Here is a 13,087-nt window from a genome sequence, read left to right as displayed (position 1 = left end):
GTAACGATATATTTCATGGGAAGCCTGTGACGTCTAAAGGGGATTTTGATGAAAGCTGCACACCTGGTTTGCCTGCTCGTTTGTCTGCTCTTCGCCGCGTTTGTCCATGCCCAGGAAAAAGACGATCCCGTGAAAGAGGCCCAGATAAAGCAGCAGATCCTTAAAGATGTGAAGAAGGCCTGCACGCCCCAGAAAAAGCAGAGCGATAAAGCCTGGCAGGCGATGATTTTGTCGTCTGAGGCCAATCAACTGTTGATCAAAAACGCCATCACGGCCGTGAAGCGCGACAATCTGGATGCTTACTGGGACGCGGTCAGTCAGGTGGATTGTATGGAAGATTATTAAGCGTGAAGCCAGGCTTCACGCTTTTTTTAGCGCTTTCGTACATCCGGAATAATCAAATCCCCGCGCAGAACATAGGACCCCAGCATCTGCGTTTTCTCCGTCAGCCAGCCCACAATACGTGCCGCCATAGCATCCATCGAGTATTCGATGGCCGGGATCACCGGGATACCCGGCAGATGCAGCGATCCGGCAAGGCTAAAGACCATAATGTCGTCCGGAACGGATTTATTAAACGCCTGCAGCTGCGGGATCACCCGCTGAGCTTCCTGTTCGTCCGCCACCAGCAGCGCGTTAAAATTCAGCGTGCTCGCATTGTTAAGCAACTCCTGCAGCGCAACGGATGAGGAGGTGGCATCCATAAAGACGAGGTTGCGATTAAAGGGCAGGAAATTTTTCTCCAGCGCGTGTTTATAGCCCAGCAACACCTGGTCGGCGAAACCGCTGCCTTGCGGATGGATCAGGGCTATCTGGCGTCGCCCCTGGCTGGTCAGATAGTTACAGGCGGTTTCGGCGGCAAAGGCGTGATCGAACTGGATGCTGTTGGAATTATCGGACTCCATACAGTCAACGAGAATGACATTGTCCATCTCGACGTCCAGCGGGAAACGCGCGCCAATCACCAGGATGTCATCACATAACCCACAGGAAAGTTCTTCCAGGGCGTGCATCACTTCCGCTTTGGTATGCGCGAAGCGCAACAGCAGATGTTTTTGATGCTGGCTGAGGTGCTTTTCCAGCGCGTAAAGATAACCGGTGGTCTGGTTAATATTCTCCTGCGCGCAAATCACCCCAATACACCCCGTCGACTGGCTCAGCAGCGACTGCGCAATTACATTGGGCCGGTAGTTCAGTTCATCAACCGCTTTTAAAACGGCCTGGCGGCTGGCTTCCTTTACGCCACGCGACCCACTCAACACTCGCGATACCGTGGCTTTAGACACCCCGGCAAGACGTGATACATCATTGATTGTCGACATCTCTTTCCCCTGGCAGGCTTACTTCGCACCTGCAAATTCCATCACCGCTACGGCTCATATTATAGCCAGAATGGAGTATATCCTTTTCCGTTTTTCATGGAAACCGATTTTCCATTTCAACTCAAAATGATGTCAAAACGCGCAAATTATGTGACATGCATCTGGTTAATTAGCGTCATAAGTAGTGGATCTTGATGGTTGTCACACTTCTGTCTTTTATAAATGGAAACCGGTTTCCGTATAATGTCCAATCATCCTCGCAATAACTTTTTACATTTAGAGGATGGTTGTCGATGTTCAAGATTATGCTGTGTTGCTCTGCCGGGATGTCCACCAGCCTGCTGGTCAGCAAAATGGTCGATGTCGCGAAAGAGCGCGGGTTGCCGGTAAAAATAGACGCGTATGGCGTTTCCGAATTTGATACGCAGTTTCCGCAGTACCAGGTTGTCCTTCTCGGACCCCAGGTGAAGTACATGTTACAGACACTCTCAGACAAGGCGGCTACAAAGGGCATCCCGGTCCAACCCATCGACATGATGGATTACGGTATGCAACGTGGCGATAAAGTACTGGACTATGCTCTGTCGCTCATCGACGCGGCACACTAAAAGGTGTTCACATGAGTTCGTTATATCAATCAATGGTCGCGGTTATTGAGCAGTCAATTACCCCGCTGGCCGCGAAGCTCGGCCAGCAAAAGTATGTGATTGCCATCCGCGACGGCTTTACCGCCGCGCTGCCGTTTATGATCATCGGCTCGTTTATGCTGGTGTTCATCTTCCCGCCCTTCTCCGCGGATACGACAAACAGCTTTGCCCGCGGCTGGCTGGATTTCTCCCAGACTTACCGTGAACAGCTGATGCTGCCGTTCAACCTCAGCATGGGCGTGATGACGTTCTTCATTTCGGTGGGGATTGGTGCAAGCCTGGGGCGTCAGTTTAACCTCGATCCGGTGATGTCCGGTCTGCTGGCCTTTATGGCCTTCCTGCTGGTGGCGGCTCCGTATGCCGACGGCAAGATCTCGACCCAGTACCTCTCCGGCCAGGGGATTTTCACCGCGCTGATTACCGCCATCTACTCCACCCGCGTGTATGCGTGGCTGAAGCAGAACAACGTGACCATCCGTCTGCCGAAAGAAGTGCCGACCGGTGTGGCGCGTTCGTTTGAGATCCTGATCCCGGTCATGGTGGTGATCGGTACCCTGCACCCGCTGAACCTGTTTATCGAAGCACAAACCGGGATGATTATCCCGCAGGCGATTATGCACCTGCTGGAACCGCTGGTCTCTGCGTCTGACTCCCTGCCTGCCATTCTGCTCTCCGTGCTGCTGTGCCAGATCTTCTGGTTTGCCGGTATCCACGGCTCGCTGATTGTCACCGGCATCATGAACCCGTTCTGGATGGCCAACCTGTCCGCAAACCAGGCGGCACTGGCGGCTGGCGCGGCGCTGCCACACGTTTACCTGCAGGGTTTCTGGGACCACTACCTGCTGATTGGCGGCGTCGGCTCCACGCTTCCGCTGGCCTTCCTGCTGCTGCGCAGCCGCGTCACACACCTGCGCACCATCGGCAAAATGGGCGTTGTGCCCAGCTTCTTTAACATCAACGAACCGATTCTGTTCGGCGCGCCAATCATCATGAACCCGATGCTGTTTATCCCGTTCGTGTTTGTTCCGCTGGTGAACGCCTGCCTGGCGTACGGCGCCACCAAAATGGGCTGGCTGGCACAGGTGGTGTCGTTAACCCCGTGGACGACACCGGCCCCTATTGGCGCATCGTGGGCGGCAAACTGGGCGTTGAGCCCGGTGGTGATGTGTCTGGTGTGTATGGTGATGTCAGCGCTGATGTACCTGCCGTTCCTGCGTGCTTACGAGCGTACGTTGATGAAAAACGAAGAGCAGAAAGCCCAGGCAACCGTCGGTGCCGCTGAAACAGCAAGTCATTAAGTCAAAGAGGAAAGGTCATGAAATACGCATTTCCCGATAATTTCTGGTGGGGCAGCGCAAGCTCCGCCCTCCAGACCGAAGGGACACGAGAGGGTGAAACCACCTGGGATTACTGGTTTGCCCGCGAGCCGAACCGTTTTCATAATGGCGTGGGACCGCAGCACACCTCCACGTTTTATCAACACTGGAAAACGGACATTCAGCTGTTAAAGCAGCTGAACCACAACAGCTTTCGCACCTCGATTAGCTGGGCGCGCCTGATCCCCGACGGTATCGGTGAAGTGAACCCGGAAGCGGTCGATTTTTATCATCAGGTCATTGATGAGCTGATTGAACAGGGTATTACCCCGTTTATCACCCTGTTCCACTTCGACATGCCGATGGCGATGCAGGAGATTGGCGGCTGGGAAAACCGCAACGTGGTGGACGCTTACGCCCGTTATGCGCAGATTTGCTTCGATCTGTTTGGCGATCGCGTGCTGCACTGGTTTACCTTCAACGAGCCGATTGTGCCGGTGGAAGGCGGCTATCTGTACGATTTCCACTATCCCAACGTGGTGGATTTTCGTCGTGCGGCCACCGTGGCGTATCACACCGTGCTGGCGCATGCGCAGGCGGTACGCGCTTACCGTGCCGGGCACTACGCCGGGGAGATCGGTATCGTACTGAACCTGACGCCGTCCTATCCGCGCTCGCAAAACCCGGCTGACCTCAAAGCGGCACACATTGCGGACCTGATGTTTAACCGCAGCTTCCTTGACCCCGTCCTGCGCGGCGAATACCCGGCGGATCTGGTGGCGTTGCTGAAATCTTACGATCAGCTCCCCGCCTGCAAACCGGAAGACAGTTTCCTGATTGCGGAAGGAAAAATCGACCTGCTCGGCATTAACTATTATCAGCCGCGTCGCGTGAAATGCCGTGACAGTGCGGTGAACCCACAGGCACCGTTTATGCCGGAGTGGTTCTTTGATAATTACGAAATGCCTGGCCGCAAGATGAATCCATACCGTGGCTGGGAAATTTATGAGCCGGGTATTTACGATATTCTGATTAACCTGCGCGACAATTACGGTAACCCACGCTGCTTTATTTCTGAGAACGGTATGGGTGTCGAAAATGAACAGCGCTTTATTGAGAATGGTCAGATAAACGATCAATACCGCATCGATTTTATTTCCGAACATTTGGCCTGGCTGCATAAAGGTATTAGCGAAGGGTGCCAGTGTCTTGGCTACCATATGTGGACCTTTATTGATAACTGGTCGTGGTGTAATGCGTATAAAAATCGCTACGGATTTATCCAGCTCGATTTAACTACCCAGCAGCGCACCATCAAGAAAAGCGGCGAGTGGTTTGCCGCCACCGCATTAAATAACAGTTTTGACAGAGAGTCAGTGTAATGATCGCATTAGAAGAAGCCGTAATGGAAATTATCGTCAACGCCGGTCAGTCGCGTAGCCTGTGCTTTGAAGCCCTGCATGCGGCGCGTCAGGGCAACCTTGACGAAGCCCAAAGCCTGCTGCGCGAAGCCGATGGCTACGCGCGCCAGGCGCACAAAATGCAGACCAAACTGATCGAACAGGATGCGGGCGAAGCCCGCCAGCCGATGACCTTAATAATGGTTCACGCGCAGGATCATTTAATGAATTCCCTGCTGGCACGTGAATTATCCGAAGAAATAATCCATTTATATCAGAGATAATGTATGGCGAAAAAACGTTAATGTAATCACTCTGTACCTAAAATAGAAATCCACTTGTTCTGATGATAGCGACAAACTCTGTCAGATCGGAGCGGGATGGTTATTGTCTGAATAAAATTAAACTATATTGAGATAACCATGAATTATATTAAAAAACTTCCATTAACCATGGCGGTTGTCGCCGCGCTTTGCCCAATTTCTGTACTCGCACAAGAATTTACGCAAGAGCAAATCGACGCCATCGTGGCGAAAGCGGTAGATAAAGCGCTGGCCGAACGTCAGGCCAAAATGGACGCTGCCGTCGCGAAAAAAGCGGACGTGGTCACCGAACCGCAAAGCGCGGTGCAATCACCGGACCTCGCGATTCCGTTTGGGGTTAAATTTACCGGCTATGCCCGCTACGGCGCGCACTTCCAGGCAGCCGATCAGAAATACGTGGCGGTAGACGGTTCCTATAACGGCGCATCCGCAATCGGTCGTCTGGGTAACGAAGGCAACGGCGGTGAATTCCAGCTCTCCAAAGCCTTCAAGGGCGACAACGGTGCCATCTGGGACATCAACGTGATGATCGACCACTGGGGCGACGAGGTTAACCTGAAAAAAGCCTATGCCGGTGTGACCAACATTATGGCCTCCAACCCGAACGCCTACTTCTGGGCCGGCCGTGACTTCCACCAGCGTCCACAGCAGGGTATCAACGATTACTTCTGGATGAACCACGACGGCCAGGGTGCCGGGGTGAAAAACTTCGACATCGGCGGCGTGCAGTTTGACGTTGCCGCGGTGGCCGCGGTGGAATCCTGTAGCCCGGAAGTGATGGAAGATGAGGCGAACCCGTCGCGCATTACCTGTACCGGCGGTTCCGGCACGGGCGACAAGGGTAACTACGCTGCGACCTCAAAAATCCACGGCATGAAAGTCGGCCCGCTGGATCTGGAGCTGTACGCGAACTACGGTTTTGACTCCAAAGCCATTGAGAGTGAAGAACGTCTGAAGGCCTGGCAGGGCGGCGTGGTGCTGAGCCACACCAACGACAGCGGCGTGAATAAGGTGATTGCCCGTTATTCTGATAACGCGGATAACAGCGTATTCAACAAAACCGAGGATCTGACCACGGTCTACGCCAGCTTCGAAGGGCTGTACAAATTCACCCAGGCCACGCAGGTGGAGTACATCCTCGCCTTCCACGACTACGACAACAGCCGCGATAAAACCGACAACCGTAAGAACTACAACGCCATCGTGCGTCCGATGCACTGGTGGAACGACGTTCACTCCACCTGGCTGGAAGCAGGCTGGCAGCACGTGGATTACGACAATGGCGGTGATAACAAAGGCTGGAAGCTGACCCTGTCGCAGAACATGTCTATCGCCATGGGGCCAGAGTTCCGCCCAATGCTGCGCTTCTACGTGACCGGCGGCAAAGTGGATAACGAACGCACCGCCCGTGTGAACGGTACAAAAGATGAGACGCTGGATGATTTCAACGTCGGCGCGATGTGGGAAGCGTGGTTCTAAGCAAGGTAAAAGCAAAACGGCAACGCACGTTGCCGTTTTTCGTGTTTGCACCCTCTCCCTGTGGGAGAGGGTCGGGGTGAGGGCATCAGGCCACACCGCACCCGGCAAGACCCATGTTATGCTACACAAAAACCAATATAACAGGGGAGAACATGGGTTCCACACGTAAAGGAATGCTCAACGTTCTGATCGCCGCCGTTTTATGGGGCAGCTCAGGGGTTTGCGCGCAGTACATCATGGAGAAAAGCCAGATCTCGTCCCCTTACCTGACGATGATTCGCCTGCTGTTTACCGGCGTCATCTTGCTGACCCTCTCCTTCGTGCATGGCGACAAGATTTTCTCAGTCATCAAACATCGTAAAGACGCCCTCAGCCTGCTGTTTTTCTCGCTGGTTGGTGCGCTCACCGTCCAGCTCACCTTCCTGCTGACGATTGAAAAATCCAACGCGGCGACGGCCACCGTGCTGCAGTTTCTCTCGCCAACGATCATCGTCGCGTGGTTCGCGCTGGCGAGGAAAAAACGTCCCGGCGTGTTTGTTTTATCCGCCATTTTGACGTCACTTGTCGGCACCTTCCTGCTGGTCACCCACGGCGATCCAACCTCGCTCTCCATCTCCCCTGCCGCCCTGTTCTTCGGTATCGCCTCGGCCTTTGCCGCCGCGTTTTATACGACCTATCCGTCGACGCTTATCGCCCGCTACGGCACGCTGCCGATTGTTGGCTGGAGTATGTTAATCGCGGGGGTCGTGCTGACGCCGTTCTACGCCGGACGCGGGACCACCTTTGTGATTGATGGCAGCCTGCTGCTGGCGTTTTTCTATCTGGTGGTGATTGGCACGGCGCTGACGTTCAGCCTGTATCTGAAAGGCGCGCAGATGATTGGCGGGCCGAAGGCGAGCATTCTGAGCTGTGCCGAGCCGCTGAGCAGCGCCCTGCTGTCGGTGATTTTGCTTGGAGTGGCGTTTACGCTGCCGGACTGGCTGGGCACGTTGTTGATTGTGTCGTCGGTGGTGCTGATTTCGATGGATTCGAGAAGACGGGTTCAGACATCGGCGTAGCCTGATATCCCCCTCTTCCCTGTGGGAAGAGGGGATTTACTTATTTTGCTTTCACCTTACTCGCCACCAGCAGCGCCGTCAGCAACATCAGGGTTCCTGAAATCACCAGCGGTGACGTCAGCCCCAGATGGTCCAGCGCAACGCCGCCGATCGCCGCACCGCAGGTGTTCGCCAGCTGGATCACCGCGACCTGAATCGACCCGGCTTTTTCCGCCTGATCGGCGAGCGAGCGGGTGATCCACGTCGACCAGCCCACCGGCACCAGCGCAAAAGCAAAGCCCCAGATAATCGCAATCGCCGACGCAACCCACTTATCGCTGCCCCACAGCACCAGCACCGCAGCGCTAATTGCCAGCACCAGCGGCGCGCCCGCCAGCGCCACTTTCAGGGAACGCTTCAGGAACGCGGACGACAGCGAGGTGCCGACAAAGCTGGCGATACCGAAGCTCAGGAGCACCAGCGTCAGGCCATCCACATCAAACCCGGCCATGTTCATGAATACCGGGCGGATATAGGTGAAAAAGGCAAACTGTCCGGCAAATGCCATAAAGATGGCGGTCATCCCCGCCAGCACGCCCGGGCGCTTCAGCAGGCTGAACATATTCTGTTTATGGTGTGCCGCCTCCCCCGGTAAGGACGGCAGCGCTTTCCAGACCCAGAGAATGCATAGCCCCCCCATCACCGCGGCAGCGTTAAAGACGTTACGCCAGCCGATGATCCCGCCAAGGAAACTGCCCAACGGCGCAGCTATGACCAGCGCAATCGAAACAGCACCAAAGATCACGGAGAGGGCTTTCGGCACGGCGCGCGCGGGAACCAGACGCATGGTGAGCGAGGCCGACATCGCCCAGAAGCCGCCTAATCCCAGCCCCAGACAGGCGCGACCCAGCAGCAGCAGGGTGAAGTTATTGGCAAAAGAGACCAGCAGGCAGGAGAGCGTCAGCAGCACGCTGAACAGAATGACCACTTTACGGCGGTCGATGGTGCCGATCACCTGGGTAATAAACAGGCTCGCGAACATCGCCACAAAGGCGGTCACAGTGACGGACTGCCCCGCCACCCCTTCGGAAATGCCCAGATCCTGCGCCATCGGCGTCAGCAGGCTCACCGGCAGAAACTCAACGGTAATCAGGCAGGCAACGCAAAATGCCACGGAGAAAACCGCCGACCAGTTGGGGCGAGTGACCTCCTGGGTCTGCGGTCTGGGTGTGGGCTGAATGTGTTCTGTCATGGCGTCACCTGAAGATAAAAACGTGCGGAAAAGTCGCGCAGTTTATCATCAAAAGTGTGACGGATTTAACGATTTGACAACTTTTGTCGTTTTTAATGAGCCTGGAGAGAGCGCGTCGTCGACTGATACCTTTTCTGCATAACGAAAATGAAAATTCAGTATCCACATTTGAGGTGAAACAATCATAGCGTCTGAAAAGGAGAAACTATGAAAACACGTAATTTATCTCAAAATCTTACCGTCAGTGCCGTCGGTTACGGTGCCATGGGGCTGAGTGAATTTTATGGCCAGACTGATGACAACGCCTCGCTGCGGGTATTGCATAGCCTCATCGATCTGAACGTGACGTTTATTGATACCGCAAATTTATATGGTCGTGGTCATAATGAAAGACTAATCGGTCATTTTCTTGCCGGGCTGGATAAAAGCACTCGCGAGCAGTTCAAAATAGCCACGAAATGCGGCATCGATCGCTCTCCCGACGAGTCTTATGCCCGCACCATCAACAATACGCCTGACTATATCATCCGCTGCTGTAATGAGTCCCTCAAGCGGCTTGGCGTGGAGCGAATCGACTTCTTTTATCTACACAGACTGAGTAACACCACCCCGGTCGAAGAGAGTATGGATTGTCTGCGCACCCTTGTGAAAGAGGGCAAGATCAACCACATAGGCCTTTGCGAAGTGTCGGCGTCAACGCTGCAACGGGCCCATGCGGTACATCCGGTCACCGCGCTGCAAACGGAATATTCTCTGTGGACACGCGATATCGAGGAAAGCATTCTGCCGGTCGTGAAAGCGTTAGGCATTGGTCTGGTGCCCTACTCGCCTCTTGGCAGAGGCTTCCTGACGGGAAAATACCTGAACAATAGCGAATTTGCAGAGGGTGATTTCCGTAAAAATAACGAGCGCTTTATGCAGTCCAGCCTCGATCATAATCGCCAGCTGCTCGATGTCATCCACCCGCTGGCGGCGAAATACGGCTGTACCGCGGGTCAGATTGCCCTTGCCTGGCTGTTAGCGCAATACGATCGGCTGGTTCCCATCCCGGGCACTAAGCACACCGGCTATCTGGCCGAGAACGCGCACGCTGCCAACATTGAGCTTGAGAAGAGCGATATTGAATCATTGAACAACCTGCATCGCCGGATAGCAATTAAAGGCGATCGCTATTCTGCCGAAGGTATGAAGGGCGTGAACGCCTGATACCTCATCATGAAAATAAAAAAACCGGCTTTTCCCGGTTTTTTTATATCGGATACGCCGTGCCGTTAGCGATAAACGCTCAGCGCGGCGACGCCACACTTCCCGTCATTACGGACCAGGGCATGAACCAGCGTCATCAAAATCCGGCAGCCGGATGCGCCTATCGCATGCCCAAGCGCGATTGCCCCGCCGTAAGAACCTGACCCATAATGACCTGAGAGATATTACTGGCCTCTACGCCAGATTCTTTCAGGAGCGCCTGAATGACCCGGCTTTCCAGGTCAGCGGCGGAATGCTCCGCAAGCGCGCCCAGAAATGCGCCCGTCGCCGTGCGGCGGGCTGCAATAATGACAACCTCGCTCATGCGTCACTCCCTTTCAGTCCCGGCAACGTATGACCCGTCGCAGCGATTGCCGCGCGGTAGGCGGTAAGACCGTTCATACAGGCGGGAACGCCGGCATACACCGCCATCTGTATCACAATTTCAAGCAGCTCTTCCGGCGTCACGCCGGTGTTGAGCGCGCCTCTCATGTGCAGTTCCAGCTGCGGCATAGCATTACCCAGCGTCACAAGCGAGGCGACAGTCAGCATTTCGCGCGTTTTGAGTTCCAGTCCCGGACGTCCCACCACATCCCCGAACGCATAGTCGGTTATCAGGGCGGGCAGGCCCGGGTCCAGTTCGCTCAGGCGGCGGGTGACTTTATCCGCGAGCCCTGCTTCAAGACGGTCCATGATCTCTCTGCCATAGCGCGTGCGGTCATTAATTTGACTCATAAGATTTCTCCATACGGGATTGTTTTGCGGTCAAGGTTGCAGGAATAACCGCGACAAGCAGAACGGACAGGCCGATAGCCGTGCCGGCGACGATATACAGGAGCGGCATTGAAAATGATGAAACCATCCAGGCACCGACCGACGCGCCGATACCAATGGCGGTATTGAAAAACGAAACGTAGATTGCGGAGGCCGGGAAGGCTTTATCTTCAGCCATACGTAAAACCCACGTCTGGAAGCCGACAAATATTCCTGACACGGCAACGCCCCAGATAATCATGCTGGTGAATATCAGCGCAGCAGAGAGCGAGGAACCTGACAGGCCCAGGAACAGCAGCACTGCACAGATCAGCAGTACAGACAGCGAAACCGTCAGCTTGAGATACTTATCAATCATCACGCCGGTCAGGAAATTACCGGCCAGACCCGCGATGCCGTAAACAAAAAGCACGGCGGGAATAAAGGCGGTGGACAGTAAACTCTGCGTGTGAAGCCAGGGTTCAATGTACGTAAAGGCGGCAAAGTGCGCCGTAACAGCTAGCAGGGTTGCTGAGTAAATTTTCCATAGGGTAGACGATTTCAGCACGCCCTTAAGCGCATCCAGGCCAAGCGCGCTTTTGCTGGCGATCTGGGGAACAAGCACGCTAATACCCACAAAGGCAATTACGCTCAGCGCGGCCATCAGCCAAAATGCCTGCCGCCAGCCGAAGTGGATACCAATGTAGTTGGAAACCGGTACGCCAAAAACGCTTGCTGCGGAAACGCCACCAAATACGATTGACGTCGCCGCACCAATATATCTGGCAGGAACCATGGCAACCGCCGTTGCGCCGATCATCGCCCAGAATGCACCGTGAGCAAGCGCGCCCAGCACGCGGGCACTAAGCAGCATTCCGTAGGTGTTTACCGTCGCGGCCATGACGTTAGAGATCAGAAGCACCACGGTGAGCACGAGTAAAAGCCGCTTCTTAGCCACATTGCCTAAAAAGACGGAGGCAAACAGCGCACTCAACGCCCCCACCCAGGCATAAAGCGACACGGTCATGCCCACCGCGGATTCCGAAGACCGTAATCCCTCTGCGATTGGCGTTAATAATCCGACCGGCGCCAGTTCGGTAGTGACAATAGTAAACGTTGAAATAGCCAGAATGAATAACGCAAGCCATGACCTTAACATCATATTTTGCGGAGAGAGTTCTGAAGTCATACTACTTACCTCAATAATGGTTTAAATAATGTGCCAATTTTTTTCTGCTGCATATCGGGTAAGCGCGGAATGCTCTCCCACACAGACGGGATGCCCAATGGCTTCGAGCATTGGAATATCCGAAAGATCGTCACCTTAGGCATAACAATCCGCTGGATTAATCTCCTTATCCCGGCAAAACGTCATCAGGGCGTCTTTTTTACCCGCTCCAATTGTTTCGGGCAGGCCGATTTCCCCCGTCAACTCGCCTGCGTCATTTATTATTAACGGAGCACAGAGTATGTCCGTTACCCCAAGATATTTCGCAATGGGTGACAGAATCGGAAGCATAGAGCCCGATATAAATACGATGTACATGTTCTGTCTCTGATGGCTTTTAAGTGCTGAAACGGCATTCTCAATAAAAAATTCGTTTTCTGGCTTACGCCTGAACCATTCATCGCCCATTTCTTCCAGATAACGACAAGACACACCTTTAAACTGGCGATAATACTCTCTGTTCAGCGTCTCCCTTGGCACACCGTTTTTAACGTCGACGCGAAAGCGAGACATATAGCGTTGAAGACGATCGTTTTGATTATTTTCCCTGCACCAGAAGTCATAGAAATCAAACATGCTTTTAATATTTATTAGCGTCTCATCAACGTCAAAAAATGCGGCGTGGTTTCATCGCGCCACTGACGATACTACTGATAGTTATGGGCGGGCACCTCAACGTGACGAAACTGAATATAATTAGATTCGGGTAAACTCTTTTTATTATCGATTGGGGATTCAACAAACTTAAGCAGTTCGCGACGAATATCGGTAGAAAGAACAGCAGAGAAACGATGGAACATGGATTCCATTTCACTCTCAGCACACGCAATTTCTTTAATGTCATTGAAAGCGCGCAGTTCCAGCAGTTCATTAACACCGTTTTCTTCACAGGAAAACTAGCGAACGTTTTCATTGCTTTTTAAGGAGGTAAAATCTTTCTCTGTAAAAGTATTTTTTAACGGGAAGCGTGATACCAGTACATATTTAGACGACATAATTACTCCGAATATTGATTGAGTGAGGATTCGGGTAGAAATTTATCAATATAGGAAACAATTGGAATTGTTAAATTTGTAATATATTTT

Annotated in this window: 14 protein-coding genes and 2 pseudogenes; 8 read left to right on the top strand and 8 right to left on the bottom strand. The window is 53.5% G+C overall.

The annotated features are described in order from the left end of the window. Window positions 1–48 precede the first annotated feature (48 nt). On the top strand, window positions 49–345 hold the full coding sequence (locus AC2FAP_RS17690) for a YicS family protein (protein ID WP_020882719.1): 297 nt from the start codon (window positions 49–51) through the stop codon (window positions 343–345). A gap of 26 nt (window positions 346–371) precedes the next feature. Here AC2FAP_RS17690 and AC2FAP_RS17685 read toward each other — a convergent pair whose 3' ends face one another. Further along, window positions 372–1,322 (bottom strand): LacI family DNA-binding transcriptional regulator, encoded by a 951-nt coding sequence (locus AC2FAP_RS17685; protein WP_014168010.1) that lies wholly within the window; start codon window positions 1,320–1,322, stop codon window positions 372–374. A 293-nt stretch (window positions 1,323–1,615) separates the two neighbouring features. On the opposite strand from AC2FAP_RS17685, the gene AC2FAP_RS17680 reads away from it, so the two are divergent. The 6 genes from AC2FAP_RS17680 to AC2FAP_RS17655 all read left to right on the top strand — a co-directional run bounded on the left by AC2FAP_RS17680 (window position 1,616) and on the right by AC2FAP_RS17655 (window position 7,545). After that, window positions 1,616–1,930 (top strand): PTS sugar transporter subunit IIB, encoded by a 315-nt coding sequence (locus AC2FAP_RS17680; RefSeq protein WP_078775090.1) that lies wholly within the window; start codon window positions 1,616–1,618, stop codon window positions 1,928–1,930. Window positions 1,931–1,941: 11 nt separating this feature from the next. After that, the gene (locus AC2FAP_RS17675) at window positions 1,942–3,267 is read left to right on the top strand and encodes a PTS cellobiose transporter subunit IIC (RefSeq protein ID WP_014168008.1); all 1,326 of its coding nucleotides are present in this window, start codon (window positions 1,942–1,944) and stop codon (window positions 3,265–3,267) included. A 17-nt stretch (window positions 3,268–3,284) separates the two neighbouring features. Next, window positions 3,285–4,667, top strand: a complete 1,383-nt coding sequence (locus AC2FAP_RS17670; protein WP_032680028.1) for a glycoside hydrolase family 1 protein — start codon at window positions 3,285–3,287, stop codon at window positions 4,665–4,667. Beyond that, window positions 4,667–4,969: a PTS lactose/cellobiose transporter subunit IIA gene (locus tag AC2FAP_RS17665; protein ID WP_279258738.1), complete on the top strand. Its 303-nt coding sequence runs from the start codon at window positions 4,667–4,669 to the stop codon at window positions 4,967–4,969. The genes AC2FAP_RS17670 and AC2FAP_RS17665 overlap by 1 nt, the downstream gene beginning before the upstream one ends. Window positions 4,970–5,107: 138 nt before the next feature. Continuing rightward, on the top strand, window positions 5,108–6,487 hold the full coding sequence (locus tag AC2FAP_RS17660; RefSeq protein WP_449541931.1) for a carbohydrate porin: 1,380 nt from the start codon (window positions 5,108–5,110) through the stop codon (window positions 6,485–6,487). Between the two features lie 152 nt (window positions 6,488–6,639). Next, entirely contained in the window at window positions 6,640–7,545 is a 906-nt protein-coding gene (locus tag AC2FAP_RS17655; protein ID WP_020882723.1) for a DMT family transporter, read from the top strand. A 40-nt stretch (window positions 7,546–7,585) separates the two neighbouring features. Here the strand turns inward: AC2FAP_RS17655 and nepI are convergent, their stop codons facing one another. Continuing rightward, a complete protein-coding gene (gene nepI / locus AC2FAP_RS17650) occupies window positions 7,586–8,776 on the bottom strand; it encodes a purine ribonucleoside efflux pump NepI (protein ID WP_047742720.1) in 1,191 nt (396 codons plus the stop codon). 207 nt (window positions 8,777–8,983) lie between these two features. Between nepI and AC2FAP_RS17645 the strand changes: the two genes are divergently transcribed. Then, window positions 8,984–9,982: an aldo/keto reductase gene (locus tag AC2FAP_RS17645; RefSeq protein WP_449541932.1), complete on the top strand. Its 999-nt coding sequence runs from the start codon at window positions 8,984–8,986 to the stop codon at window positions 9,980–9,982. A 65-nt stretch (window positions 9,983–10,047) separates the two neighbouring features. On the opposite strand, the pseudogene AC2FAP_RS17640 reads toward AC2FAP_RS17645, so the two are convergent. The 6 genes and pseudogenes from AC2FAP_RS17640 to AC2FAP_RS17615 form a co-directional block, all read right to left on the bottom strand. Continuing rightward, a pseudogene (locus AC2FAP_RS17640) lies at window positions 10,048–10,173 on the bottom strand (acetyl-CoA C-acetyltransferase); the annotation flags it as partial. Then, window positions 10,143–10,346 carry a thiolase family protein gene (locus AC2FAP_RS17635; protein WP_047742716.1) on the bottom strand — a complete coding sequence of 68 codons (204 nt, stop codon included), beginning with the start codon at window positions 10,344–10,346 and terminating at the stop codon, window positions 10,143–10,145. The pseudogene AC2FAP_RS17640 and the gene AC2FAP_RS17635, both read right to left, overlap by 31 nt. Then, window positions 10,343–10,756: a carboxymuconolactone decarboxylase family protein gene (locus AC2FAP_RS17630; RefSeq protein ID WP_025206518.1), complete on the bottom strand. Its 414-nt coding sequence runs from the start codon at window positions 10,754–10,756 to the stop codon at window positions 10,343–10,345. The genes AC2FAP_RS17635 and AC2FAP_RS17630 overlap by 4 nt, the downstream gene beginning before the upstream one ends. Then, window positions 10,743–11,963 (bottom strand): MFS transporter, encoded by a 1,221-nt coding sequence (locus tag AC2FAP_RS17625; RefSeq protein WP_449541933.1) that lies wholly within the window; start codon window positions 11,961–11,963, stop codon window positions 10,743–10,745. Before AC2FAP_RS17625 ends, AC2FAP_RS17630 begins: the two co-directional genes overlap by 14 nt. A 135-nt stretch (window positions 11,964–12,098) precedes the next feature. Next, window positions 12,099–12,611, bottom strand: a pseudogene (locus AC2FAP_RS17620) (HAD family hydrolase); the annotation flags it as partial. A gap of 38 nt (window positions 12,612–12,649) precedes the next feature. Further along, window positions 12,650–12,811: a hypothetical protein gene (locus tag AC2FAP_RS17615; protein ID WP_219372563.1), complete on the bottom strand. Its 162-nt coding sequence runs from the start codon at window positions 12,809–12,811 to the stop codon at window positions 12,650–12,652. Between the last annotated feature and the right edge of the window lie 276 nt (window positions 12,812–13,087).

The organism is Enterobacter cloacae complex sp. 394I7 (assembly GCF_057320345.1).
This window is presented reverse-complemented; position numbering and strand designations above follow the sequence as displayed.